This is a genomic window from Microbulbifer variabilis (genome assembly GCF_023716485.1).
GTDB lineage: Bacteria > Pseudomonadota > Gammaproteobacteria > Pseudomonadales > Cellvibrionaceae > Microbulbifer > Microbulbifer variabilis_B.
This window is the reverse complement of record NZ_CP092418.1, coordinates 2,504,987-2,530,993: the sequence shown is the minus strand read 5'-3', so window position 1 is coordinate 2,530,993 and position 26,007 is coordinate 2,504,987. Positions and strand designations below refer to the sequence as shown.

The 26,007-nt window shown below is 47.8% G+C and carries 19 protein-coding genes; 8 read left to right on the top strand and 11 right to left on the bottom strand.

Translation table 11 applies throughout. The features are described from left to right. Positions 1 to 177: 177 nt before the first annotated feature. The 3 genes from MJO52_RS11190 to MJO52_RS11180 form a co-directional block, all read right to left on the bottom strand. A complete protein-coding gene (locus MJO52_RS11190) occupies positions 178 to 3,279 on the bottom strand; it encodes an efflux RND transporter permease subunit (protein ID WP_252081746.1) in 3,102 nt (1,033 codons plus the stop codon). Further along, on the bottom strand, positions 3,276 to 4,355 hold the full coding sequence (locus tag MJO52_RS11185; protein ID WP_252081745.1) for an efflux RND transporter periplasmic adaptor subunit: 1,080 nt from the start codon (positions 4,353 to 4,355) through the stop codon (positions 3,276 to 3,278). Before MJO52_RS11185 ends, MJO52_RS11190 begins: the two co-directional genes overlap by 4 nt. Before the next feature lie 543 nt (positions 4,356 to 4,898). Continuing rightward, positions 4,899 to 7,076 carry a heavy metal translocating P-type ATPase gene (locus tag MJO52_RS11180; RefSeq protein ID WP_252081744.1) on the bottom strand — a complete coding sequence of 726 codons (2,178 nt, stop codon included), beginning with the start codon at positions 7,074 to 7,076 and terminating at the stop codon, positions 4,899 to 4,901. Positions 7,077 to 7,154: 78 nt separating this feature from the next. On the opposite strand from MJO52_RS11180, the gene MJO52_RS11175 reads away from it, so the two are divergent. The 3 genes from MJO52_RS11175 (at position 7,155) to MJO52_RS11165 (ending at position 9,025) form a co-directional block, all read left to right on the top strand. After that, a complete protein-coding gene (locus MJO52_RS11175) occupies positions 7,155 to 7,580 on the top strand; it encodes a Cd(II)/Pb(II)-responsive transcriptional regulator (protein ID WP_252081743.1) in 426 nt (141 codons plus the stop codon). Between the two features lie 28 nt (positions 7,581 to 7,608). Beyond that, on the top strand, positions 7,609 to 8,499 hold the full coding sequence (locus MJO52_RS11170) for a metallophosphoesterase (RefSeq protein WP_252081742.1): 891 nt from the start codon (positions 7,609 to 7,611) through the stop codon (positions 8,497 to 8,499). Positions 8,500 to 8,599: 100 nt separating this feature from the next. Then, positions 8,600 to 9,025, top strand: coding sequence for an acyl-CoA thioesterase (locus tag MJO52_RS11165; RefSeq protein WP_252081741.1), 426 nt, complete (start codon positions 8,600 to 8,602; stop codon positions 9,023 to 9,025). Here the strand turns inward: MJO52_RS11165 and MJO52_RS11160 are convergent. The 5 genes from MJO52_RS11160 to MJO52_RS11140 form a co-directional block, all read right to left on the bottom strand. Then, complete coding sequence (locus tag MJO52_RS11160) at positions 9,015 to 10,040, bottom strand: HlyD family secretion protein (protein ID WP_252081740.1); 1,026 nt, start codon at positions 10,038 to 10,040, stop codon at positions 9,015 to 9,017. The genes MJO52_RS11165 and MJO52_RS11160 overlap by 11 nt on opposite strands. 5 nt (positions 10,041 to 10,045) lie before the next feature. Then, positions 10,046 to 11,311 carry a glycosyltransferase family 2 protein gene (locus MJO52_RS11155; protein WP_252081739.1) on the bottom strand — a complete coding sequence of 422 codons (1,266 nt, stop codon included), beginning with the start codon at positions 11,309 to 11,311 and terminating at the stop codon, positions 10,046 to 10,048. Next, positions 11,311 to 12,540 carry a hypothetical protein gene (locus MJO52_RS11150; RefSeq protein ID WP_252081738.1) on the bottom strand — a complete coding sequence of 410 codons (1,230 nt, stop codon included), beginning with the start codon at positions 12,538 to 12,540 and terminating at the stop codon, positions 11,311 to 11,313. Before MJO52_RS11150 ends, MJO52_RS11155 begins: the two co-directional genes overlap by 1 nt. 302 nt (positions 12,541 to 12,842) lie before the next feature. Continuing rightward, positions 12,843 to 14,108: a glycosyltransferase family 2 protein gene (locus MJO52_RS11145; RefSeq protein ID WP_252081737.1), complete on the bottom strand. Its 1,266-nt coding sequence runs from the start codon at positions 14,106 to 14,108 to the stop codon at positions 12,843 to 12,845. Between the two features lie 376 nt (positions 14,109 to 14,484). Further along, positions 14,485 to 15,660 carry a thiolase family protein gene (locus MJO52_RS11140; RefSeq protein WP_252081736.1) on the bottom strand — a complete coding sequence of 392 codons (1,176 nt, stop codon included), beginning with the start codon at positions 15,658 to 15,660 and terminating at the stop codon, positions 14,485 to 14,487. A 311-nt stretch (positions 15,661 to 15,971) separates the two neighbouring features. Between MJO52_RS11140 and MJO52_RS11135 the strand changes: the two genes are divergently transcribed. The 4 genes from MJO52_RS11135 (at position 15,972) to MJO52_RS11120 (ending at position 21,310) form a co-directional block, all read left to right on the top strand. Next, positions 15,972 to 17,681, top strand: coding sequence for an alkaline phosphatase D family protein (locus MJO52_RS11135; protein ID WP_252081735.1), 1,710 nt, complete (start codon positions 15,972 to 15,974; stop codon positions 17,679 to 17,681). A 179-nt stretch (positions 17,682 to 17,860) separates the two neighbouring features. Next, on the top strand, positions 17,861 to 19,354 hold the full coding sequence (locus tag MJO52_RS11130; RefSeq protein ID WP_252081734.1) for an aldehyde dehydrogenase family protein: 1,494 nt from the start codon (positions 17,861 to 17,863) through the stop codon (positions 19,352 to 19,354). 454 nt (positions 19,355 to 19,808) lie between these two features. After that, positions 19,809 to 21,020 carry a serine hydrolase domain-containing protein gene (locus tag MJO52_RS11125; RefSeq protein WP_252081733.1) on the top strand — a complete coding sequence of 404 codons (1,212 nt, stop codon included), beginning with the start codon at positions 19,809 to 19,811 and terminating at the stop codon, positions 21,018 to 21,020. Positions 21,021 to 21,109: 89 nt separating this feature from the next. After that, entirely contained in the window at positions 21,110 to 21,310 is a 201-nt protein-coding gene (locus tag MJO52_RS11120; protein WP_252081732.1) for a hypothetical protein, read from the top strand. A gap of 153 nt (positions 21,311 to 21,463) precedes the next feature. Here the strand turns inward: MJO52_RS11120 and MJO52_RS11115 are convergent, their stop codons facing one another. Beyond that, the gene (locus MJO52_RS11115; protein WP_252081731.1) at positions 21,464 to 22,348 is read right to left on the bottom strand and encodes an SDR family oxidoreductase; all 885 of its coding nucleotides are present in this window, start codon (positions 22,346 to 22,348) and stop codon (positions 21,464 to 21,466) included. Positions 22,349 to 22,382: 34 nt separating this feature from the next. Further along, positions 22,383 to 23,471: an alkene reductase gene (locus MJO52_RS11110; RefSeq protein WP_252081730.1), complete on the bottom strand. Its 1,089-nt coding sequence runs from the start codon at positions 23,469 to 23,471 to the stop codon at positions 22,383 to 22,385. Between the two features lie 130 nt (positions 23,472 to 23,601). Between MJO52_RS11110 and MJO52_RS11105 the strand changes: the two genes are divergently transcribed. After that, positions 23,602 to 24,438, top strand: a complete 837-nt coding sequence (locus MJO52_RS11105; RefSeq protein ID WP_252081729.1) for a LysR family transcriptional regulator — start codon at positions 23,602 to 23,604, stop codon at positions 24,436 to 24,438. A gap of 355 nt (positions 24,439 to 24,793) precedes the next feature. On the opposite strand, the gene MJO52_RS11100 is transcribed toward MJO52_RS11105, so the two are convergent. Beyond that, a complete protein-coding gene (locus MJO52_RS11100; protein ID WP_252081728.1) occupies positions 24,794 to 25,807 on the bottom strand; it encodes an aldo/keto reductase in 1,014 nt (337 codons plus the stop codon). Positions 25,808 to 26,007 lie beyond the last annotated feature (200 nt).

Genomic DNA, 26,007 nt, shown 5'->3' with positions numbered 1-26,007 from the left:
GGTTGCTAGGGGATATGGATGAATAGGGATATTTGTGATTGGGTTTGGAGTAGTTACTTTCACTAAGGATAATAAACAAACCTCTATAGCAGATTAGAAACTGGCGAGACATATCTGTGCTGACATTTTGGTTGTTATTGCCAGCACAGATTAGATCAATTGATCGCCACCCTTATGTTACGCGCTAGCAGGTTCGGGCGCTTCCGAGTCGATCTTTTGAGCAAAACTCTGTTGCTCAGAGCGGAACATTTTTTGTGAGAGTAGTGCGGACATAAAGGCTAAAACAAACAGAGCGCTAAATATCATCCCGCCAGTAATCACCGTCGCCAGGCCTCGATAAATTGCAGCACTGCTCCCTGGATTTAGTACCAAAGGCAGGTTGCCAAAGATACAGGTGATTGTTGTTAGCATAATGGGACGAGCGCGCAAGCTGGCTGCTGCATAAATAGCTTCTAGCTGACTGGCCCCGGCCTGTAATGACTTTTGAAATTGATTCACTAATAGTATTGCGTTGTTGACTACAAGCCCCATTAGAATTACGAAACCAATCATTGTAATTACATCAAGGCTTTGGGGGGTGAAAAGGTTTAATAGCTGTAAACTTAACATCCCGCCGGCAAATGAGAGGGGTATAGCGCAAAGCACGGCGGCGGCCAGCTTTGCAGATCTTAAGGCAAAATACATCAACAGGGCGAGTACTGCGAGAGCAGCCAAGAATATTTTAAGAAATTCAACTAGAAATAGGTTGAGTTCATTTGCGCTGCCCCTGAACTGAGTGTGCAAATCGCTATAGGAGTTTTCTGCTAAAAAGGACTGTACCGATTGGTCTACATTTTCAACAAATGACTTCATTGCGACCCCTTCTGGCGGGGTTAGGTTTAACGATGCACTGACTTCTTGCCCAACTCGCAAAATACTGGCTGGGGCTTGGGTTAATTTTGCGCTTGCTAATTCACGGACAGGAATCAGGCCGTGCCCATCAATCCATATTTCAGTGTTTAGAAGTACTTCCAGGCTCTGTGGGTCTTCTGCTTTGAAGTAGAATGGTAGCGTGTTAGTGCCAGTATAAAAATGGCCTATGTATATCCCATCTGTCAAAGCCATAAGTTGGCGGTTTAGCTCTGAAACTGTAATGCCTAAATAAGTTAATTGATCCAGACGAGGTTGAAACTCTATGCGTACAGCCCGGTTTTGCAGTGCGCTCCCCTCCTGGATTTGTGCGTCTGGAAACTCTGCGCGCAGATGGTTCATTAACTCAGTGCCAGCCATTTGTAGCCTGGAAAGTTCAGCCCCTTTAATATCCAGTTGGCTTATTCGATTGTTTGGCATTGCAAATCGTAAAAGACCCCCATGCCTGAAATGGATACGGGTACCTACAAGTCCATAGAGTACTTTCTCATTCATCCATTCCCGCAGTGATTCAAAATCCCAATCGCCTTGGGTATACATATAGAGGTTGCAATTGCTTGGGTTGCAGATAATGCCGTAAGTGGAAACATGATCTTCTATTTCTTTAAAGTTGCTGGTGATTCGATTCACCACGCGTTCCCCGTAATCCGTTCTAATAGCATCTGTGGCTAGTGCGCTCTCAAAGTTGATAAAAACGGAAACCATATTCTGTTTTGGGTCTGGCAATACATCTATGGATGGTGTGGAAACATAGGTAGCTATGAGTGCGATGGGTAGCCCAAGAATAATGGCTGTAATAGACCGTCTGGGGGTAGCTGTAGCTTTGATGGAAAGGGCAACCCATCTTTTTAGGATTAATAGAATTCTTGTGTTTGAAGATTCTTTCTTTATTTTTTTTGAATGGCCTAATATGTACCTTGCGAATGAAGGTAGTATTAATAAGGCAAAGAGCAGTGAGGCGAGTAAAGCGCTTGAAATTGTAAAAGCGAGATCTCTAAATAATTGCCCTGTTGCAGATTGCATGGCAATAATAGGCAGGAACACAATGACGCTTGATATCGTTGATGATGCCAAAGAACCTGTAACTTCTCGTGTTCCCTGTACAATGCTTTCCTGGGTGCCAATGCCTTGCTGGCGAAGCCTTTGAATATTTTCCACCACAATAATTGCCGCATCTACCATCAATCCGATAGAAAGAGCGATGCCTGCCAATGAAATAACATTCAAGCTTCTACCCCCAATATACATACCCACAACGACGAGTGAGATGCATACGGGAATACTGAGGAATATTAACGTTAACGTTCTCAGGTTACGCAGAAACCAGTACAAAACCAAGCAGGCTAGCAGCGATCCAAGAAGGAGGCTCCCGTACACCAGATTCAGGGAGTCTCGGATTCCTTTGGAGTCATCACGGCTTATGGCCAATTCCATGTCTAACCGAGCTAACTCTCCACTATTCAGCTCCGCCATGGTTGACTTCAGCTGTGCAATAGTGTCAAGAGCATTGATGTTTTCGATGGGGAGCAAGTAGAAATAAAAGGATCGATTGCCCTCAAGGGCAAAATATGCCCAGTCAGATGCAGGCCGTGCGTTTACAGAGGCAATGTCAGAGAGCCGTATAATCTGGTTTCCACGTGTGGCGATAGGTAATCGTGAGAGCTCATCTAGGGGGATTTGGCCCTTAAAATGTAATGCATAGTCCTTAGAGCCAATTTTCAGGTTGCCGCCCGATCGGTCCACAAGATCATTAAGGTGTGCAGTTACCCCAGCAATACTTAAGGAATTTTGAGTCATCTTCTCTGGATCGAACTCAATATCGACCCGCTGGGCGATAGGCGTAGCGGCAACTTCTATAGAGGATACTCCCGGGATTTTACTTATGGCTGGCTTTACGTGGTTTAAAAATGCATCAATTAATTCCAGCTCACTGGCTGACTTCTTCGAATAGAGGAAGAAGGTTGCTAGCGTAGCCCCCGCACCATTGGCAAAATTGAAAACTTGGGGTGTGCGGACTTGCGTGGGCCAGTTGGGTACCTGATTGATTCTGGAGAGTACCTCAATATACATTTGCTCCATATCTGCTTCAGAGTGAAAGTCAATCGTGACCCAGGCAAAGCCACTGTTGATATTTGTCTGCACCTCTTTCAGGTAGCTTAGGCTCGATAGCTCCTGCTCAAGTGGTGCAACTAATATTTGCTCTATCTCTTCCGCTGTCTTTCCCGGCCAAGGAATAGCCAGTGCAATTTGTGGACGATTGATAGTGGGGAGTAGTGCATTAGGCAAGTTTAGGCCCGCAACAATACCGGCAACAATTAGGGCAAAAGTGCAACTTATAATAAATGAAATGTATTTCTCCAGGGATTTCATGTGTTTTCCCTCTTTGTCGGAGAGACAGTTTCATTGGGTTGTAGGCCTTCATAACCCAGAACGACTACAAGATCTCCAGGTTTAATGGTTGAACGTACAACAAAGTGTCCCTTCAAGGTATCTATTATTTGAACCTCGGTACTAACCGCCCTTTGATCACTGTCTAGAGTCCAGATTTTATATTGGTCGCCCTCTAGTATTACGGCATCACTGGGAACTTTTGTTACCCTCTCCTGCGTTTTTTTAGTTGAGAGGGGTGTTCGCATCATTATTTCGAATCTCTGTCCTACTAATAGGGACGGGAATTGCTCTGATTCTGTTTCAAAGTAGAGGTTGAGATTTTGCGTTTCCGGATTGACCGTATGACTAATATTTCTTAAGGGGATATTTTGGTCCCTAAAAGTAAAGGAGCTTCTGTTGAGTAAATTCTCATTGTTTAATTTTTCTTCGGGAAGGCTGCACTCAATTTGATTTTCTTTTAGAGGCAGTAACTGCATGATTCTTTGCCCCGAATTTAGTCTCTCACCGGGGTTGGCTTCTATACTTACAACTTGACTATCAGTTCTTGCATAGTGTTGCAGTCGCTCTAAACGGTATTCGGCTGTTGTTAGCTGGTGCTCGAGTCTTTGCTTTGTGAGCCGGTAGGTATCAGCATTGAGTTTAAGGCTGTTTAAGTGGGACGGAGACACCATATCTGCTGAGCGAAGCTTCTCCAGTCTGCTCAGCTCTTCTTCCGCATAAATCAGCTGGCTCTGTGTGATTGCAATATCTGTGCGAATAATCTCAATCTCCTGAGAGAGATAAAATCCATCCTGTGCGGCTACTAACTCGCCAGCTTTAATTATTGAACCTACGGGTTTTACTTGGGTGAGCTCGGCTTCAGTGTGGCTGGAGACTTGGTGTAGGGGAGGAGATAACACCGAACAAAATAATCTGGTATTAATGGCTTGCTGCCACGGGTGTGCAGCCTCAACGAGTACTGCACGACTATCATCAGCAAAAATACTAGAGCTAGAAAATAGAGTGGTAGAAATGATGCAGCTGGCAAGAAATGCTCTAAATTGACTGTTTCGCATTCGTAGGCTCTAGTCGATTTTATTCTTAGATTAATGTTTGTGGTGAGACTATCTGGCGCTAAAGAGACTTAATGTCTTTAGTGTTGTAGTTGACAAAAGGGTATGGGGATGCTGATTTTCCTGCAATTGGCCTACGACAAGGTGAGGCCTAAAGGGGATAAGCGGTGTTTTGAACTTGTTTCTATTTGGTCGGTTTTTTGAGAGGGCTTTTTGCTAGCATAATTTTTTGGCTAGACACTTCCTAAGTGCCATTGGACATGTCTTGCTAAAGCGGAATCGAAATATTTTATTGTAGGCCTGCAGCGTGTTATCGGTGTTGCTGAGTTCTGCTTTCTTTATGTTTAAAGTTTTTTGTCATGCCAATTTTGCACTATCCAAAGAAACTCTCGAAGGTGCCTGCTTTTGCTGGTTAATAAGGTAACCAACAATTGCGTATTCAAGCACCTGTTTAACGAGAGCTTCTACGGGATAGACTGGTTGCGTACTAAATAATTGGTACTGTCTTTTCTATTTTCCAGATTTTTTTATTGTCTTGTTTTGAGATCACTTCCGCATCAGTCTTAACCCATTGAAAACCACCAGCAGGCTGGTTCCCATATCGGCGAATACTGCCATCCACATAGTGGCTTCACCCGCAAAGGCGAGTGCCAGAAAGATCGCTTTGATACCCAGAGCAAGGATAATGTTTTGCCAGAGAATATGAGCTGTCGTGCGGGAGAGGCGGATAAAGCTGGCGATTTTACCCAGGTTGTCATCCATCAGGGCAACGTCTGCCGTTTCTATGGCGGTATCGGTGCCGGTGGCGCCCATGGCGAAGCCAATATCGGCTCGCGCCAGGGCTGGTGCATCATTGATGCCGTCGCCCACCATGCCGACCCGGCCGTGGCCGGCAAGGGAATCCACTTCACGGAGTTTATCTTCTGGCAGCAGGTTGCCCATGGCCCGATCGATACCCACCTCCTTAGCAATGGCATCGGCGGTGTGCTGATTGTCACCGGTCAGCATTAGGGTTTTCACCCCCAATTGGTGGAGCTCATCAATGGCTTTGCGGCTGGATTCTTTTACCGTATCGGCTACGGCAAACAGAGCCAGAACACGGTTTGCATCCACCAACATAACGACTGTTTTCCCCTGATACTCCAGTTTTGAGAGGCGATCCTCTAGCTCCTCACTGCAAACGCGCAACTCTTCCACCAGGCGGTGATTGCCCAGGTAATAGCCTGTGCCTTCAATCTCTCCGCGAATCCCGCGCCCGGCCAGGGCTTCAAAGGCTTCTACTTCTAGTAAGGGTGCTCCACTGGCGTTGAGAAAATCTGCCACTGCCTTCGAAACCGGGTGATCGGAGCGGTGGGCGAGGCTGGCGGCGAGGCGCTTAACTCGCGCCTCATCTGTGCCCGTTATCAAGGCAAAATCTGTTACCTGCGGTGCACCGTGGGTGATGGTGCCGGTTTTATCCAGGGCCAGCCAGCGCAGCCGGCGCCCCTCTTCGAGGTATGCCCCCCCTTTAATCAGCGTGCCGTGTCTTGTTGCTGCTGCGAGGCCGCTGACGATGGTGACCGGGGTGGCAATGACCAGGGCGCAGGGGCAGGCGATAACCAGTAGTACCAGGGCGCGGTAGATCCACTCCATCCAGGCACCGGAGAAAAATAGCGGAGGAATTAACGCTGTGGCTAGGGCAACCACAAATACCAGGGGGGTATACCAGTGCGCGAACTGATCGACGAAACGTTGGGTGGGCGCGCGGCTGCCTTGCGCCTCCTCAACCGCGTGGATGATTCGGGCAAGTACGGCATCACTGGCTACGGCAGTCACCCTATATTCCAGTGCGCCGGACTCATTGATGCTACCGGCAAAGAGGCTGTCTCCAGCTTCTTTATCTACCGGAAGGCTCTCCCCAGTGATTGGGGCTTGGTTCACCGCAGAGTTGCCTTTTATTACTTCGCCATCCAGGGCGATGCGCTCACCGGGCCTGACCCTGACCTTGGCGCCGAGGGAAACGGTTTTTGCATTCACCTCGCGCCACTGGCCATCACTCTGAAGTACTGTGGCGGTTTCCGGGGCCAAGTCCATTAACTCGCGAATAGCGTTTCTGGCCCGGTCCAGAGACTTGGCCTCAATCAGTTCGGCGAGGGTGAACAGTACCATCACCATGGCGGCCTCAGGCCAGTGCCCAATCAAAAGTGCGCCTGTGACCGCGATGGACATCAGCGCATTCATATTCAGGTTGCGGTTCTTTAGTGCGATCCAACCTTTTTTGTAAGTAGAGAGCCCCCCGCCGGCAATGGCGGCTAAGGCCAGCAACATGACCAGCCAGCTGTTTCCCCCCTGTAACCAGAACACCACCTCAGAAGCGAGCGCCGCCAAGCCGGCCGCCCCCAGCAGCCACCAATTGGCCTTGGTTGCGGGTGGTGCATTTTCTGTATCCGATGGGGAGGCGACCCTGGCATCCAGATCCAGAGGGGCGAGTATATCCAGGATCTGTTGCTGCATACCCGGAGCGTGCCCAACCCGCAAAATGCGTTGCACCAGGTTAAAGTCCAGGCTGTAAATGCCTTCGAGTGGAGTGAGCTTGGCGCGGATCAAACCTTCTTCGGTAGGGCAATCCATTTTGGTGATTGAGAAGAGGGAGCTTTCGCTATCTTTTCCGGCGCCACTATCGAGCGGTTGTTGTAGAGGTTCAGTGCTACTGCCACAGCCGCAAGTGGAATCCTGTTTTCCCATGGTTAACTCTCGAATAGCTCAATGAGTGAGCCAGCATTACAATCCCTCTAGTAACTATAGAGTCAAGGGGGCACCAGCATGCGTTACCGAATAGGGGAGGCGGCCAAGCAGGCAGGCTGCAAGGTGGAAACCGTGCGTTACTACGAACAGGTGGGCTTGCTGCCGCAACCATTGAGGTCCGAAGGCAATTATCGCCTGTATTCAGAAGCGCACTTGGCGCAATTGCGTTTTATACGGCACTGTCGCTCCCTCGATATGCCCATTGAGGATATACGCAAACTGTTAACCTTGCGGGAGCAACCGAGAGAGCACTGTGCTGAAATCAATGCGTTGGTAGATGAGCATATTGATAGGGTGGACAGCCAAATGGCATTACTCGAGCAATTGCGGAAGAGTTTGCTGGCATTGCGCAGCCAGTGTGGCGGCCCCGATTCTACTGATTCCTGTGAGATTGTACGAGAACTCTCCAGTTGTGACTGCCACCCGGCACAAAGCACCGTGTAAAAGCTATCTGTAAGTTGAGAGTAACTCATTGAAAAAGTTGTTGAGTAAGCTATCGGGAGAATTATTGAGCTGGCCACGGGGAAAGTACCGGGTTGTCTTTCTAGTGGCTCTGGTTGTTGCTCTTACCCTTGCCGTTTGGGCCTTTTTCGCTGAGCCAAGAAGCTTCAGGATCAATGAGCAAGCGCTCAGCCTGGAATCTTGGCCAGCTTCCTGTAGCGGTTTAAGCGTGGCGGTATTGGCGGATTTACATGTGGGTTCTCCCTATAAGGGTATTGAAAGCCTGCGCTCACTGGTTAACCAAGTAAATGCTAGCAGTCCTGACTTAGTACTACTCCCTGGTGACTTTGTTATTCAGGGGGTCGTCGGTGGTTCTTTTGTGACACCGGAAAGTGCCGCTGAAGTGCTTGCCGGCCTCAAGGCCCCCTTGGGCGTTTTTGCTGTAATGGGCAATCACGACTGGTGGCTGGACCCGAAAAGAGTAGAGCGGGCTTTCACTGAGAAAGGCATCCCGCTATTGGAAGATGCATCCACCAAGATCAGTAGCGGCCACTGTGCCTTTCAGTTGGTTGGCATCAGTGATTTCTGGGAGGGACCACACAATATAGATCGGGCAATGTCTGCCATTGAAGAGTCGGAGACAGTCTTAGCCTTCACTCACAACCCAGATATATTTCCCCAAATTCCACAACGGATTGCCTTGACGATTGCCGGCCACACCCATGGCGGCCAGGTATTTTTACCCTTGATTGGCCGCCCGATTGTGCCCTCCCGCTACGGGGAGCGCTATGCCATTGGGCATATCGAAGAGGAGGGCAAACACCTGTTTGTGAGCCCAGGGGTAGGCACTAGTATCCTGCCGGTAAGATTTCTGGTGCCGCCAGAAGTCACTTTGCTGAGGCTTTTTAGCCGTGGTGAATAAATAAGCAGTTTATGGTTGGTTGGATTGGTTATCTGCTTTGGCAGGATGTAAATAGAGCGCTGCATTAGAATGGTTGCCTGGCTTAATGGGAGAAGCTCTTATGATAACTATCAAGCGCAAGGTCTTGTTTGGGGACTGTGATCCCGAGGGTATTGTTTATACCCCGAGGTTTTCCAATTTTGCCCTGGAGGCTACCCATGAAGCCATGTCTATTTTATTTGATGGCCCGGCTATAGCCACTATGAAGAAGCGGGGGTTCCTGACACCGGTGCGGGCCTTTAATCTGGAGTTTTTAAGTCCGGTTACTTGGGACCAGGAGTTACAGCTCAAAGTCAGTGTACATAAGGTTGGCAATCAGTCGTTTACCTTTCTTGTGCAGGCTTATCTTAATCCAGACCTATTGGCTTTTACGGCAACAATTACCTATGTCACCCTTTCGGTTGAAACCAAACAGAAGATAACCTTGCCGGAATGGTTGAGGGCGGCACTGACAGAATTTAATGCCCAGCAAACCTTTAATCCATAAAGTTCTCTACAAAGAGATCCTTCCAGTTTATTTCCAGAGTAACTTGTACCTTTTCAGATAAGGGAAATTGCTCTGGATCGGAGAGCACAATTTTGGCGAGCTGATTGCGCTCCTGGGGTTTGAACGTATTCTGGAATTCTTCCGGCAGTTGGTCGGAAATGGGCAGTAACTCAGAGATCACGCCTTTATCTTTGTAGCGGCCACTCTTGACCGTGACAACCATGCCCGGCCGAAGAGCAAGAATATATCGGCGCGGCATATAGGCGAGTACATAGGGTTCCCCCCAATAGACTTGCATTAGGGGTTCCCCTTCACGGTAGACATCGCCTACAGAGGGAACAGTAGCACCAACCAAGCCATTTACCGGGCTGCGCACTTGGCCATCATCGTAGTGGTCTTTCAGCCTCTGGTAGGCCGTTCCGGCTACCTTGATTGCTGCATCGACAGCTTTTCTCTTCTTATCTAGCGTGGTGCTTTCCACCTGAATCTTGACCAGTTCCTGACCCGCATTAAAGTTATCCCTGAGCACTTCTTGATAGGTGATCTTGCTGACAAAACCCTTATCGGCCAGCTTATTGATTCGCGCCAGAATCTCTTCTATCTCTTGCTTGCGGTGTTCTGCAGGAACCAGCAGTTGTTTGGCAGTCTCGGAAAGCAGGGTAAACTCGGCGGAAATTTGAATCAGGTTGGCCTGGCGGCTGGAGAGGTCTGCCAAGCGCTCCAGTAGTTCCATAGATTCTATTTTGAGAAGTAGCTGCCCCTCCTTAACAGATTCCCCCTCATCAACCTCTACCGCGGTCACTCTGGTGATATAACCCATCTCGACTGCGGCATAATCCCTAAGGACCAGCCCATCTCCTTTGAGGATAAACAAATCCCCAAATAGATAGCGCAGAATAGCCAGGGCAAATAATATCAATACCCCGATATAGATGCGCCGCCCAATGGCACTATGATGGGGGCGGACCTCACTGGCCATGGTATCTGGGCGAATATGTTTTCGTATAGTTCTCATACTACTCACTCCCTGACACGATGCACTTTGGACGGTGCGTAAGTGTCATAGTAGGAAGATTTAAATACCCACTCCTGAATATAAGAGTAGAGCCGTACGATACGCATTAGATTGACGTAAAAGATACTGTAACCTAACAAGTAGGGCCACAATGGGGCAGGCTTAAATTTTTTAACGGCCAGTGCACTGAGAGTAAAAGTAATTATATCGAGAATAATAAGAACAATTTGTGCCCCTATTAAAATAAACCAGCCATTCACACCGTAATGATAAAATAACCAAGCCAGGTAAAAAGGCAGCACCAGAATGGCGATTACATTAAATAACAAGAATTCAAACTGGTGAAAAAATTCCCTAAATTTAAGGCGCTGCTCAAACGGGTTGATAAAGTGGCGATACTTTCTAAAACGCAGGCGAACCGCATCTCTTTCCCAGCGGAATCGCTGCCGAATCAGTGCGCCCAAATTGGTCGGTACATCGGTATAGCAGATGGATTCGGCAGCATACTCTACCTTCCAGCCATAGTGCCGTATACGCAATGTGACATCCAGGTCTTCGCCACCGCCGGAATCAAAACCGCCGGCCTGAATAAGCGCTTCTCTTCTGAATCCACTGAAAGCCCCCGAGGCACAGGACATTTGCTCAAGCATGGTGAGCGCGTGCTTGCCGAGGGAAATAGCGATCATATATTCAATAGCTTGGAATGTCGTTAATAGATTGGTATCCCAGTTGCGTACAAAGATATTACTTGATGCCGCCCCTACCATAGGATTATCAAATTGCTCTAGCATTCTTTTAATGGCGTTATAGTCGAATGAACAGTCGCAATCCACATTTAAGATAATGTCTCCAGTGGTAAAGCGTAGTCCCAAATTTAGGGCTGACGATTTACCTCCTCGTAATTCTGTTGAATGTACACCGTGAATAAGGCCTTGCTTCAATAAGGCACAGGCTTTTTGTCTCATACCATCGGTGGAGCCGTCATTTACCACAATTATCTCATCGGGAGGGCGGCTCTGCTCCCATAAACTCAATACGCACTGTTCAATACTTTCTTCTTCGTTATGGCCGGCAATAATGACAGAAACTTTTCCCAGGCTTTTAATATCGGGTTCAAATTCAGGTTTTGAAGTAAAAAAAACCAGCGCAGTAAAGAACGAAAATAAGTAGCGGGGGATCTCGAAGATCACCACCACCCAGAGCATCAAAAAAAGCGTTGTATAGCTTTGAGAGATAAGGTAATAGTAGCCGTCCTGAATTTCTTCCCACATTAGCTCAGGTCCTCGGGGCCATAGACCTGGAGGATGGGTTCTACATCCAATCGCAAAGAGCTCGCGGCTCTTTGCCCGGCTTCTTCACTAAATTTGTACAGATCTTTCTGACTGATATGGCTTACCAGAATAAAATCTTCCATCCTGCCTTTGGCCGCGGTAACCGGGTATTCCCCTTTCATGACCTTTTTCAACGAGTGGCTTAAACTCTGGAAAAACTGATTGCGGCTGTGAAAAAATTGGCGGTTACCGTGCTCTTGCTCGACCAAATATTCATTTTCATATTTGATGCAGAGCAGAGCAAATTCGCTCTCATTGTTTCTCCAATCTTTCAGCTCTTTGTTTAAAACTACGATAAGTTCGAATGGAAGCCCGGCAAAGATAGGGCTTTGCTGGGTGAGTTCCAGGAATGCATGGCCAGCATGCAGGTAATGAACGGCTTTTTCGGTGAGGCTATATTTAAAAATATCCCCGGTTTTTACCGAATCGCCATCTATATGGGTATCGCAATTAAGGCATAAAAAGCCAACTTCTGTTTCTGAACTGGATTTGCCGCAGGAATTGCATATCAAAATGGTGCCCGGTTTATCGTAATCGCTGCCGAAATGGCTCATTTCCATTCGGCACTTGGGGCAGATCAAATATTCGCCCTGGCGAAAGTCGTCTTCAGGCCCCAGGTAGGCACACTTAAAGTGGTGCAGATAGAAGGATTCTCTCAAGTTGGGGGATCGACATTCCGGGCACTCTTCGCGCACATTAAATTGAGAGGCACTGCAACCGTTACAAATATGCCGGCGGTCAAAAAAGCTGCCGGCCAGTAATTCAGCCGTCATCATTTTTTCGCATTCGTGCAATACCATTTCTGAATCTAACAGGGTGTTAAAGCATACGGTGGTGCGCGAGTCTGGCTGGTAGCTAGGGGTTAGGCTTATCCCGGAGACAAAGATGCGGGCCAGGATTTTGTCGTCATCGTTCTGGGGGTTGTAGAAATCCGGGTGCAACTGAGAGCGGCGAAAGTTAAAGGAGTCGATCAACTTGCCGTACTCTGTGGGGTCAGCCTTGAGCGTGTTAGAGGCATCCAGATCTGCCCTGACTCCCAGTGTGCCGGTTAGGTCAATCACCGGTAGCAGGTGCAAGCCTATCTGGCTGTTCCAGAGTTTTTCGACGCACTGAGGAGTCATGGGCTCCTCAACCACCAGGGCATCACACTTCTCAATGCCTGGATGCACCGTATTAAAATCACTGGGCCAGCGATAATAGTTATATGCATCTGTGAGAAAGGAGATGGCAAACCCTCCTACAGAAGGGGCAAACTGACGCCGGTTGTACTTGGTTGATACGGTTGGCGGGTAAAATTCCGCCTTAAGTAAAACGATAGACCACGAGGGCTGAAGCGCCAGCTGGCAGGAGATAAGGAGGTTAGGCTTGGTCTTATGAGCCGGGTATCGCTATTGACTATAGAGGCGAGTTTCAGTCAAAAAAGTGGGGTACCCAAGGGATAACTATCGGCTTCTAACGCATCCCGAACAGTTTACTCCCTCACTTTGTGTACTTTTGAAGGAGCGAAGGAATCCGCATAGGAGGTTCTGAAGATCCACTCCTGTACGTAGGCATAGAGCCGTACTACACGCATCAAGTTGACATAGAGGATGCTGTAGCCAATAAGAAAGGGCCAGAGTGGAAAAGTACTGAATTTGTAGGTGGCATAGGAGGCGAGCGCAAAAGTGAGGCAATCCAGCATAATCAACACTATCTGTGCACCGATTAAAATAAACCAGGCATTACTGCCGTAACTCGCAAACAGCCAGACCAAGTATATGGGCAAAGCGATAGCAGCGATCACATTAAAGATCAAGAACTCAAATTGATGAAAGAACTCTTCGAATTTGATGCGGCGCTTAAAAGGATTGATAAAGTGGGCGTACTTGCGGTAACGCAAACGCACAGCATCCCGCTCCCAACGCAACCGCTGGCGAATTAGAGTCAGGATATTCGTGGGTACATCCGTATAGCAGATCGCCTCTGGGGCGAAGGCGATATCCCAGCCGTAGTTGCGCAGGCGAAAAGTAATATCCAGATCTTCCCCCCCACCGGAATCAAAGCCACCAATCTGGTCAATAGCGGTTTTTCGGAACCCGCTGTAGGCGCCAGATGCACAGCACATTTGCCTGATCATGGCCAATGCATGCCTGCCGAGGGAGATACTGACAATGTATTCGATGGTTTGAAATGCGGTGAGTAGGTTATCGTGAGGGTTGCGCACAAAAACATTACCGGAAACCACCCCCACTTTGGGGTCTTCAAAGGGGAGTAATACTTCCTTCATGGTGTGGTGCTCAAAGGAGCAATCACAGTCTACGGTGATAACGATATCGCCAGTGCAAAAGCGAATCCCCAAGTTTAGTGCGGAGGCCTTACCGCCTCTAAGTTCTGTCGCATGGGCTCCCTGAATGAGTCCTCGGGTCAGTAAGCTGGACATCACTTTTCTGGTTCCATCGGTGGAGCCATCGCTCACCACGATGATTTCATAGGGCTTAACACTTTGCGCCCAAAGACTGTGCACACATTTTTCGATCGACTCCTCCTCGTTATGACCGGCAATAATCACCGAAATTTTGCCGATTTTTTCCAAATCTACTTCTTTCTCGATCCTTGAGCTAAAAAAGAAAACCGCGGTGAAGAAAGAGAAGATATAGCGAGGGAGTTCCAGGAAGATCACGATCCAGAACATGATAAACAGAGCGCCCCGGCTCTGTGCGAACAGAAAAGTAAAGCCATCATGGATTGTCTCCATCATCAGTGCAATACACCTTTGATGGAGGCTTTAGGCTGCTTGTTCGGTGAGCAGCTACAGAGAGCGTCTTTATAGAGAGAGTCTTGGCTGTGGCTCTCTTTGAGCCGGGACATGGCTATTCCTCCAGCTTCGAGGCAAACCTGGTGGCAATTGCAAGCTTCTTTCCGGGCACTTTGAAGCCATAGATACGATATATTGAGAGGATCGAGACGCCAAATTGTCCAGCAGACCAGGCGCTCAGGCGCTATAGGTGGCCTCAACAGAAGGGATCAACTTCTAGGTGGTGATGATTGAACCAGTTTGCGTGTTCCAGTTTGCTTGTTACAAGTACAAAGTGGCCAGGGGTAGGGCGGCCAGAGGGGAAGACTTTGTAGCTGGCTTAGCGCTCAAGGAATACTGCTGTGGCCATCCCGCCAGCAGTACAGACCCCAATAACTGCCTTGTGTGCGTCTCTGCGCTTGAGCTCCATCAGTGAAGAACCCAGGTAACGAATGCCGGACATCCCATAGGGGTGCCCAAGGGCAATTGCGCCACCATTAACATTAGTAATATCCCAAGGGGTGTCCAGTTCCGCTTGGTTATAGAGGGTGGTAACCGCAAAGGCTTCGTGTAACTCCCAAAGGTCTATCTCTCCCATAGAAAGCCCCTGATGCTTCATTAAGCGCTTGATGGCTGGCGCCACGGCGATACTCATTTCATCGGGGGCCACTGCTGCAAGCTGCATACCGCGAAATAGCCCCAGGATGGGCAGGTTTCTTTTGGCGGCCAGCTCGGCATCCATCATGACGACGGCCGCAGCGCCATCAGAGAGCTGCGAAGCGTTGCCCGCGGTTACCGTGCCGCCATCATTCACTGGTTCTAAAGCCGATAATCCTTCCAGGGTGGTACCGGGGCGTGGGCCTTCATCTTCTTTCAGCAACACTGTCTTTTCTGAGATCTGCCCAGTCTCTTTATCTTTTATCGACATGACTGTCTCAAAAGGAACGATTTCTTCGGCAAATTTGCCTGCTCTGTGCGCTTCCGCCACGCGTTTTTGCGACTCCACCACATAGGCATCCTGTGCCTGCCGGCTGATGGAAAAGGTGTCAGCGACGAAATCCGCTGTTTGGATCATGGTCCACCAAACCGCGGGGATTTGTTGTTGCAGGGGCTCATAGACAAAGTGATTTAGGTTCAGGTTGAACTGCACGAGACTAATACTTTCTACGCCACCGGCAACGCCGACCTGCATTTCCCCGCTGGCGATCCGATGCGCTACGATCGATGCGGCATTGAGACCTGAGCCGCAGTAGCGGTTAATCGTCATACCGGGCACTTTGACGCCACAACCTGCAAATAGGGCGGCGTTGCGAGCGATATTGTGGCCGGTTGCCCCCTCAGGTAATCCACAGCCCAGTACAACGTCTTCCACTTCCTCGGGATCCAAAGTAGCTCTGTGCAGCGCTTCCTTGATGACATGCGCGGCCATGGGGATACCGTGGGTTTGGTTTAAGGCACCGCGCCTTGCTTTGGCGATTGCGGTTCTACAGTAGGCAACAACGGCAACGTCTCGCATGGGGTATGCCCTGAGTTTTGAGGCTTTTGTAAACAGTAGAACAGCTGATATTGCTTTGTACTGGAAGCATTATCTGGAGGGTTAGGGGGGGTAAAGATAGTTTATTGACCTGCCACTTCCCTGGTATCTACTGTCCCACCAAGCTGTCAGGTGTGACTAATATAGCGTATATCGACTTTTTTCGGTTAAACCTTCATCAAAAATTAATACTTCGTAGAATAAACCGACTTCTTTGTTGGTACGCATTTCTATAAAATGCGCGCCAATTCACATTATTCGAATTCTAAATAACAAACAGGAAGTTGGGGTTTATGACTGTTTCTCGCCGTACATTTGTGCAAGCCATGGGGCTTGCGCTGCTTACACCATTTACCGTTCGCTCATTAGCGGCTAGCAATAGCGAAACCTATGCGCGCTTTAATCTGAGTGGCAGCCCATCGGGCTACGATATCGATCAGGATGGGTTGATCTTCGATTTGTCTGTGGCCTCGGGTGATCCCAGCCAAACTGGTGTGGTGCTCTGGACCCATATCAACCCCGCTGCCTTTGTACCCGGTCAAATCCTGTATGTGGATGTGGCTTTGGACGATTCATTTACCCAGCCGGTGTTGAGTGCTGAGGTCAATGCTGAGGATATTAGTGCGGATCGCGACTACACCGTAAACATCGACCTGGAAGGCTATCTGTCTCCCAATCAGCGTTACTACTACCGCTTTAAATACGGCGCACTGTGCAGCCGCACCGGGCGCTGCCATACCCTGCCAACTGGTGGGCTGGAAAGTATCAAAATGGCGGTGGTGACCTGTCAGGATTACACCACGGGCTATTACAACGCCTACAGCCATTTGGCCGATGAAGATGTGCATTGCGTATTGCACTTGGGAGACTTCATCTATGAGTACGCGCAGTACGAAGGTTTTGAGGATGCGATTGTTCACCCAATGAGCCTGCCTTCCGGCGGTAATGTGGCTATGGATCTCGAAGACTATCGCCATATTTACCGGGAATACCGCAAGGATAAAAACCTGCAGCGGGCGATGGAAATGCATTCCTTTATTATCACCTGGGATGACCACGAAACTGCGGATAACGCCTACTGGGATTACGATCGCGATACCCTGGGTGTGCCATCCCATCCCTACCAAACTGGGGCTAACAACCCCGAGCAATTGCGCCAGCTGCGCCGCGATGCGCAACAGGCCTGGATTGAGTATGTGCCGGCTCGTGTAAAAGTGGATGAGGCGGCCAGCCACGCCTTCGACTACCTGCAAATTTACCGCTCTTTCCAATTCGGCGATTTGGTCGACTTATATATGACCGATAGCCGAACCTATCGCACCAAAGAGCCTTGCAAAGACGGTAGTGCCTGGGAAAACTACTGGTGCACCGATTACGAAGAGAAATCCCAAACCATGCTGGGTAAAACCCAACGGGATTGGCTGATTAATGGCTTGGTCAATTCCAATGCCCGCTGGAAAGTTTGGGGTAACCAGACTCTGCTTGCCCAGTTAGCAGGCACCGCACTGGGGCGCCCTCTGGTATTCGCTAACTACGATGCCTGGGATGGCTATCAATGGGAGCGTGAGAAAATTCTCTCCAGTGTGAAAGACAACAGTGTCGATAATTTTGTTGTGCTGACCGGGGATCTGCACACCAGTATTGCCTCTTACCTGAAAGTAAATTTCAACAAGATCAGCAACTGGGACTATGACAACTTGGTAGGCATTGAGCTGATGACCCCTTCGATCTCGTCACCGAACCTGAATGATACGGTAGAGAGAGGGGTCGACGTGGGTAGCGTATTCACTTCATTGCTTAATGGAGGCGTGCAGGTTAACAATCCGCATATCAAGGATTTTGTCAGCAATATCTATGGTTATGCGGTGATTGAGTTCAACCACAGCGAGCTGAATTGGACTGTCTATGACATCGATAAAAAGTCAGACAACCCATCCACCAATAAAAAGGCCTACAAAACGTTTAACTACGAACCCGAAGGTATGTGGCTGACGGAGAAATAGCCAAACCAATAACCATCTTTAATAGCGCCACCCAGTGACTCACCTCAGTGACTGTGGTGGCGCTTTCCCGCGCCTGTTGTATCAACGCCTACCTTTCTAGATTTGGGTCAGCCCCTCATCCCCTAAGGCCTATAGAAGCTATCCGTGTTGCTATCTGTCTCTGGGTAACCTATACCCTCGTGACAGATCGAGCGGGTTCCGATGTCGATGCTCACCGTGAATACCACCAGGAGCCATTGATGTTACAGAAAGCGTACCCCTACTACCTGGCCAATGAAGCCATCTATGCCAATACCGAGCTGGATGTAACCGATAAGTACTCCGGCGAGGTGGCAACACAGGTTGCCATGGCAGATGCCAAGGTGATCGATAGCGCGATAGATTGGGCCTTGCTGGCAGAAAAACCCATGGCTGCGTTTCCGCCCTACAAACGCCAGCAAGTTTTGGATCACTGTGTACAGCGCTTTCAGACTCGCTTTGAAGAGTTGGCCGTGGCCCTGTGTATTGAGGCAGGTAAACCGATCCATGATTCCCGTGGGGAAGTCTCCCGTTTGATTGATACCTTCCGTGTGGCCGCAGAAGAGGCGGTGCGTATCGATGGGGAGATTATCAATCTGGAAATTTCCAAGCGCAGCGCGGGCTACCGGGGATTTGTTAAACGGGTTCCCGTAGGGGCCTGCTCTTTTATTTCACCGTTTAATTTCCCATTGAATCTTGCGGCCCATAAAGTGGCTCCAGCCATTGCTGCCGGCTGCCCCTTTGTGCTCAAACCCGCGAGTAGAACCCCGATCGGTGCCCTGATTATCGCAGAGGTACTGGCGGAAACCGATCTGCCCAAGGGGGCCTTCTCTGTGCTGCCCTGTCACCGCGAAGGCGCGGACCTGTTTACTGTGGATGATCGCTTTAAGCTACTCAGTTTTACCGGCTCCCCTGCGGTAGGCTGGGACTTGAAGGCCAGGGCAGGGCGCAAGAAGGTTGTTCTGGAATTGGGTGGTAATGCCGCCTGTGTGATTGATCGGGATACCGATCTGGAAGATGCGGTAGAACGCTTGATCTTTGGAGCTTTTTATCAGTCGGGCCAGAGCTGTATCGGTGTGCAGAGGATCTATGGGCATTCCAGTCTATATGAGGACCTGAAAGCGCGTTTGCTGGAGCGCACCAAGAAGCTTAAGAAAGGAGATCCTAAAAATGAACATACGTTTATTGGTCCGATGATTTCAGAGGGGGAAGCGACAAGGCTACATAACTGGGTTAAAGAAGGGGTTGAACAGGGAGGTACGCTTCTCTGCGGTGGTAACCGCGATGGCGCCATGCTCGAACCCACGTTATTAGAGAATGTCCCCAGTGATTGCAATGTAGTGCAGCAGGAAGCTTTTGGGCCTGTAGCAATACTGGAACCTTTTGATGATTTCGATGAGGTGCTGAAAAAGGTCAATGACAGCGCATTTGGTTTGCAGGCCGGGATTTTCACCCGTGATTTGTACAGAGCCCAAAAAGCCTGGGACACCCTGGAGGTGGGTGGTGTGGTAATAGGGGATGTGCCCAGTTGGCGGGTAGACAATATGCCCTACGGTGGTGTGAAGGATTCGGGCCTGGGCCGAGAGGGGGTGCGCTGGGCGATCAAGGATATGACCGAAGAGCGGTTGATGGTGGTGCGCTCACTGCCTGCCTAGCTCGAGATTTGTAGGGGCTCAATAAACATGCCGGCTCGATCAGTGGCTCTTTAAGCGTATATGGCGGGATTGCCCCTCCCATCTAGATGCGTACTTAATAAGCAGCTGGTGAATGACTTTAGGTCAAAATACAGCATGCGACATGCGACATGCGACATGCGACATGCGAAGAGGACTTCGACAGAAGAGCTGCCGAAGTTAGTACCTTTGAAATGATATCCATCTGAGAGCGCCCTCCTGAAGTCAAGAATTGCGCAACTCCTGGTCACTTGATTGGAAGTCATGTTAAGTACATTTTTCTGCATCTAAATTTAAATTTTCATTCTGCTACGATTTTTGAAGGTGTGTTAATTGAGGTCGTGTCAGGATAAACAGCAACGAGTTCTTTTTTATGTCAACAACGATAAATCCAATGAGAAATGGTGGAATATGTTTGAAGTATGGGTGTGTAGCAATGATCTTGGCGATTAGTTCTTTTCCATCTGCTCTAGCCAAAGAAAAAGTTACGCTCAATGATTTTTATCGGCCGTTTGATCTATCTGATATTAATCAAAATAACATGCAAACTTGGCCATATTACAGATATACATCCATGCACTGGGATGACTATGGCATCTTTGGCACGGTGCATATAATGGGTGCTGATAAACCATCCAATCTGGAGGTTGTTGAAGAGCCCTTTAATATAAGTCTGAATATCCACAAAGGCTGGCCTTTTGTTGAGTCGCTAAATGCCACTCAAACAAAAGGTTTTCTGGTTATGAAAGATAATAAAATTATCGCGGAGTTTTATGATAATGGACTTGATCACAATCAAACTCAGCTTTTGCAATCCGCTTCCAAAACTTATGCAGGAGTCGTTATCTCAAAGCTGATTGATAAGGGTAAGATAGATCCTAATTTGTCGATTGGAGATTATCTCTCTGATTTTGCTGGTTCAAAAATTGGAAAAGCCAAGGTGCAAGAGGTACTTGATATGACCTCTGGCTTATTACCTGCGACAGATTATCATGTGCCAGGGGGTGAAGCCTATTTATTTGAGGTTGAGCAAGGCTTAAAGCCGGGTAAACCAACTGGACATCGCAATGCCATCAAGAATGCTAAAGTCCAGAATGAATCGGGCAAAGTATATACATATAATGATAAAAATACTGATCTATTAGCCATACTTGCAGAAGAAGTTTCAGGGCACCCATTCAACAAGCTTCTTTCAGATCTCTTTAATGATTTTGGGGCAAATAGTTCTGGCTCCATTGCCTTGACCGTTGATGGTACTGCTAGCCCTTCCTATGGTATCAGTACTACCCTACGCGACTATGCACTTTTTCATCAGTGGATTGCCCAGGGCAAGGCTCCAAAGAGCTTTTATGATTCAGTAAAAAATCTTGATAAAGACCTTCTTGCTAAATCTGAAAGTGGCAAGGCACTTGCCACTGCGTTGGGTACTCCTGTGGCATATGGGTCTCAAGCCTGGTACTTGCCAGAATACAACGTTATCTACACAGCTGGTTCCTATGGGCAATATGGGTTTAGTGATCTCAATAGCGGTTTGTCTGTGGTCTTTATGCAGGATTGGGAAGACAATGCTGTACCCAAGAAATTAGTTGAAACAGTAGAGCGTGCAAAATTCATTATTAATAATCTTGGAAAACAAAAAGGTTCATAGTGCAAGATCAGTGTTGTAGAAATTCTTTACATGTTAGTTAATGTTGGTCTTGGGGAGATTGGCTGGGTTCCTATTGGAGAAATCAGGCTTTGAACGGTTTGTTCATGATGAAGCCTACCTGGAGTCTAAATGTTGTAACTTGGGCTCTAAGAACAGTGACGCCCAGCCTGCGATGGGTGGGGGTGTTTCTTAGCGGGGCACTGCCACAGGTAATGAAAAACATCCATGATGTGATTGTTATCGATGCCGGTCCTATCGGCATTACCGCTGCGGTTCAACTCTTATGCTGAGGTCTACAGCCATCGGTGCTGAAAAAAGACACAACCGTAGGAAGCGCCATGTTGAAGGATACCTTTCATTTCTACTTATCAAAGATTATTGGCATCGTTGGAAAGTTAGTGCTCATTGTTAAACACTAACTTTCCAATGGGGTAACTACTTATCTAGACTTCTTTTTTCTTAAATTGATGTATCTCACTGCGGAAAAAGGCTCTAATTGAGGTTGCCCCTCTACCCAGGAGTTTTTCTGTATGGTTTGAAAGCTCAAAGGTATGGCCCCATTCGCGAGTTACTGGCCAAAGTTGTGCTAAGGCATCAATATCGCTCTCTGGAATTCCAGAATTGAGTAATCCCAGCCTTGCAGTTTCATCGCTGATGGGCATGTATTTAATTTCTCTGTCTAACTCCTCAGATAGGATCTGTGCTATATCGCTATAAGTTAATTTTTCCGGACCAGTGAGAATATATTTCTTTCCTTTATGTAAATTTGGTTCCATTAAGATTTTTGTTGCCACATCGGCAATGTCTTGATGATCGACCGTCACAACGGTTGCGCCCGGTTCGGAGCCAAAAGGCGCACTAATAGTACTTAAGTTGGCAACTTCATCGGCCGAAGCGAAGAAATTGCTGTTAAAGCTGGCGGGTTGTAGTATCGTCCAGTTTAAAGTGGATTGAAAAAGGTAGTCTTCTGCCTCTCCTAACCATCTTGCTATATCTATAGGCGAACTTGCATCGGCCCCTAAACCGGAGAGTTGCACTATATGCTTGACACCGGCTTGCTCAGCTACACGGATAAAAGCGGCATGTTTCTTGGTGAATGAGGATTCGAACGCGGTAACCAAAAAGGCTGATTCAATACCATTCAGCGCCTCTAATAGAGAGTGTTCATCTTCATAGTCCCCCTTTACGTAGCTGATATTCTTAGCTCTTATTGGCGCTTTCGAAATATCACGTAACATAGCTCTAACAGGCATATTGGTGTTGGCGAGATTCTCAAGAATGGCTTTGCCGTTGTTTCCAGTTCCGCCGGTAATCAGAATTTTTTCCATAGCTGTGTCCAAAATACAAATAATAAATTGATGCTTAAGCGCTTTGCTCGGATAAAGATGGGTAGTCCACATATCCCCGTGCATCACCGGAAAAAAATGAAGACATATCTTCTTCGTTATAGGGCCCATTACTTGCCAGGCGCGCTACTAGATCAGGATTTGATATAAAGAGGCGTCCAAATGAAATGTAATCGGCAGTGCCATCGGCAATAGCGTTGTTTGCAGATTCCGAGTCATACATACCATTGGCAACGTAGCAACCTTTGTAAGCATCACGCAGCTGGGTATGGTCAATGGATGGTTGCTCATTTCTATCCCATGCCCGCTCCATCATCTGTAAGTAAGCCAGGTTATATCTACTGAGTTGACTGACAATATATAAGTAGGTTTCTTGAGCGCGGCTGTCTACCAAGCTAATCTCTGGTGATAGCTTGATACCGACTCTGTCAGACCCCCAGACTTCACAGAGTGCCGATAGAACTTCAAAGGTGAAGCGAGCTCTGTTTTCTATACTCCCTCCGTAAGCATCGGTGCGCTGATTACTGCTGTCATGAAGAAATTGAGCCGGCAGGTAAGGCCCTGCAGCGTGGAGCTCGACTCCATCAAAATCGGCTTTGAGAGCATTCTTAGCTGCCTGTTTGTAATCCGCGATAATGCCTTGAATCTCATTGTGAGTTAGGGCTCTGGGCATTGCGTAAGGTTTCTTTCCTTCATAAGTATGTGCTGCGCCTTCTGCAGCGATTGGTGAAGGCGCTACGGGAGCCTGGCCTCCGATAAGATCGGGGTGCACTTCTCGGCCCATATGCCAAAGTTGGATGAAAATCTTCCCGCCACGGCGATGTACAGCATCGGTAACCTTTTGCCAGCCTTTGATTTGTTCTTGCGTAAAAATACCTGGGGTATCTACCCATCCGAGCCCTTGAGCTGAAATCGCTGTGGCTTCAGAGATGATCATCGCTGCACCGGCTCGTTGAGCGTAATACTTGGCATTGATGTCTGTAGGTACGCCATCCCTTCCAACTCGAGCACGTGTCAACGCAGCCATGATGACACGGTTGTCAGTTTCTATTGATCCGAGATTTCCTGATGAAAAAAGACTCAGATTTAGATGATTCTTAGCCATATCGCTTAACTCTGCTTGTGTTGATAGGGCGTAGGATATTTATGTATACGATAGATAGATAATGGTATATTTGTATCAACATGATTAATCAGTTGAATCAGGTTTTGTTATGACCCAGGAACAACTCAAGATGTTTATCGCTGTAGTTGAACAGGGCAGTTTTCGAGGTGCGGCAAAGACCATTTTCAAAACCCAGCCGACAATCAGTAATGCAATTAAGAAGTTGGAAGAAGAGTTTGGCTTTCCCTTATTCCATAGGGATAGCTATCGTCCAAGTCTTACAAAGCAGGGGGAGGCTTTTTATAAGCAGTCTAAGCGCGTTATTCAGAGCCTTGAACAGCTCTCCGTAATGGGGCACCAGCTTGGAGCGGGAATAGAGCCAAAATTCACCGTGGTCATCAGCGGTATCGTTGAGCTATCTCCTTTATTAAAACAGATCAAACCCATAGTGCTGTCTTTTCCCAATACAGATTTCAGTATTAGTACTGAACTATTATCGGGTGTTATGGAACGTGTCGATAATAATGAAGCTGATCTAGCATTCGCTACTTTATACGGTGTTGAGAGTAAACATGAATGGAAGAAAATAGGTGAGGTTGAGCTTGTGAATGTTGTGGCGCCTGGGGTTTTCCCAGGGGAAAGTGTCTCACAGTTGGAAGCTGCACAGTTACCGCAAATTGTTGTGAGGGATACCGGCCACTCGGAAAACAAAGGAAATATTAGTTTGCTAGATGTTGGGCGCAGGTGGCTTGTTAATGATTACCATACAAAAAAAGAGTTGACTCTTGCTGGGCTTGGTTGGGGGAGAATTCCTAGGCATTTTATAGAGGATGAGCTGAAGAAGAGCTTACTCGTCCCAATCAATGTAGAAGGCATCAAGGCATTTAGTAGTTTTGATTTATGTATTATCCGCAATAGAGAGCGTGCTCTGGGACCGATCGCTAGTAGGTTTTGGAGCTTCTTTTAGATTAAGTTGCGAGATTCTGAAAGTATAATTACTTTTTATATTTGGAACTTCCCAAGTTACAAGGATTTCTGGAAATTATTTTAACTTTATCAAGTTGCCATGCAAAATTGCAGGCTTGCATAAATTTTTCTTCTCTCCGTTGTGTTTAAAATTTTTTTAGTCAGCTGGCTATAGAGATTATTGAGTGTAGTAAATGATTGTAAAGCTGAACTTGACCTGGCAGGGCGACTTCTAAAAAATCGGTTACTGTCAAATCAAGTTCGAACGACTAAATATTAAGTTAAATTTCCCTAATAATCCCACCAATAATGTTTATAGTCCGGGATTAATATTGTATAGCTAGTGATGTTTACCCTTACTTTCCATTTGGCAGTGGAGCGGAGTCATCGACAAGATGTTCTTGACGCAATTCTTGCCATAGAGCATCAGGGATATTAGTTTCCATAGCCTCAACATCTTCTTTGATCCTACTAGGTTTGCTCGCACCTGGTATCACCGCAGCAATGGCTGGATTGGCCAGTACAAATTGCAAACCAATAGCCTTAGTGCTAACTCCGTACTTATCGCCAATCGCTTTGATTTTGGAAACTTTTTGCAGTATCGAGTCTGATGCTGGCGCGTACTCAAAATTTGGTCCTCCGACTAGCGCCCCGGAGCTATAGGGGCCTCCAGCTACGATGCCGAGGTCGCGTCCTATTATCTGTGGTATTACTCTCTGGAGAGCTCGAGAGTGATCCAGCAAGCTGTAGCGGCCAGCGAGTAAAAAGCCATCGGGGCGAGGTTCCTCAAGATCAAGAAGTATTTCAATCGGCTCCACTCTATTTACCCCCAGGCCCCAAGCTTGAATTACGCCTTCATCACGCAGTTTATCGAGAGCCCTGAAAGCACCTTTCCGTGCGCTTTCAAAAATACCAAGCCATTCGTCACCATAGAAATCCTGTGCAACATCGTGAACCCATGTAATTTCAATACGATCGGTCTTTAACCGCTTGAGGCTGCCTTCTATCGAGCGCATTGTTGCATCGTATGAGTAGTCATTAACAACCTTATTGGGGCGGCCATGCTTGAAAATCTCACGCTTATCTTGAATATCTCGGTTCGCTACATCTTCAACTTCATCCAAAATTAAGCGGCCAACTTTGGTGCTGATAACATAGTCTTCGCGTGGGAAGCTGGACAACGCCTCACCCATACGAATTTCTGCAAGACCGGCTCCATAGAATGGCGCATTGTCAAAATACCTGATACCGCTATTCCAGGCCGCCTGTACCGTTGCTAAGGCTTCAGCATCCGGAATCTCGCGGAACATATTGCCAAGAGGTGCTGTGCCAAATCCGAGCTTACTGGGCAATAGATTTTTCAGCTTCACTTGCTTCTCCCATCAATGAAATTCTTAATTTAAGAGGTTTTGACTATGTGGTCGGGCGGTTAAAAATGCCTGACTAGCCAGTTACGTCCCGTTACCAATGTACTTAGCATAAAAACTGCAGCTGATTACTATGGCGATATGGCCTGTTTGTAGTAGCCGAAGGTATTGGGTCGATGGAGTCAGTGTGGGGTAATAGCTTT

What these genes read in the sequence shown, in the direction of transcription:
- MJO52_RS11190 (WP_252081746.1), bottom strand. Translation starts at nt 3,279, where the DNA reads ATGAAATCCCTGGAGAAATACATTTCATTTATTATAAGTTGCACTTTT.
- MJO52_RS11185 (WP_252081745.1), bottom strand. Translation starts at nt 4,355, where the DNA reads ATGCGAAACAGTCAATTTAGAGCATTTCTTGCCAGCTGCATCATTTCT.
- MJO52_RS11180 (WP_252081744.1), bottom strand. Translation starts at nt 7,076, where the DNA reads ATGGGAAAACAGGATTCCACTTGCGGCTGTGGCAGTAGCACTGAACCT.
- MJO52_RS11175 (WP_252081743.1), top strand. Translation starts at nt 7,155, where the DNA reads ATGCGTTACCGAATAGGGGAGGCGGCCAAGCAGGCAGGCTGCAAGGTG.
- MJO52_RS11165 (WP_252081741.1), top strand. Translation starts at nt 8,600, where the DNA reads ATGATAACTATCAAGCGCAAGGTCTTGTTTGGGGACTGTGATCCCGAG.
- MJO52_RS11160 (WP_252081740.1), bottom strand. Translation starts at nt 10,040, where the DNA reads ATGAGAACTATACGAAAACATATTCGCCCAGATACCATGGCCAGTGAG.
- MJO52_RS11155 (WP_252081739.1), bottom strand. Translation starts at nt 11,311, where the DNA reads ATGTGGGAAGAAATTCAGGACGGCTACTATTACCTTATCTCTCAAAGC.
- MJO52_RS11145 (WP_252081737.1), bottom strand. Translation starts at nt 14,108, where the DNA reads ATGATGGAGACAATCCATGATGGCTTTACTTTTCTGTTCGCACAGAGC.
- MJO52_RS11140 (WP_252081736.1), bottom strand. Translation starts at nt 15,660, where the DNA reads ATGCGAGACGTTGCCGTTGTTGCCTACTGTAGAACCGCAATCGCCAAA.
- MJO52_RS11135 (WP_252081735.1), top strand. Translation starts at nt 15,972, where the DNA reads ATGACTGTTTCTCGCCGTACATTTGTGCAAGCCATGGGGCTTGCGCTG.
- MJO52_RS11125 (WP_252081733.1), top strand. Translation starts at nt 19,809, where the DNA reads ATGATCTTGGCGATTAGTTCTTTTCCATCTGCTCTAGCCAAAGAAAAA.
- MJO52_RS11115 (WP_252081731.1), bottom strand. Translation starts at nt 22,348, where the DNA reads ATGGAAAAAATTCTGATTACCGGCGGAACTGGAAACAACGGCAAAGCC.
- MJO52_RS11110 (WP_252081730.1), bottom strand. Translation starts at nt 23,471, where the DNA reads ATGGCTAAGAATCATCTAAATCTGAGTCTTTTTTCATCAGGAAATCTC.
- MJO52_RS11105 (WP_252081729.1), top strand. Translation starts at nt 23,602, where the DNA reads ATGTTTATCGCTGTAGTTGAACAGGGCAGTTTTCGAGGTGCGGCAAAG.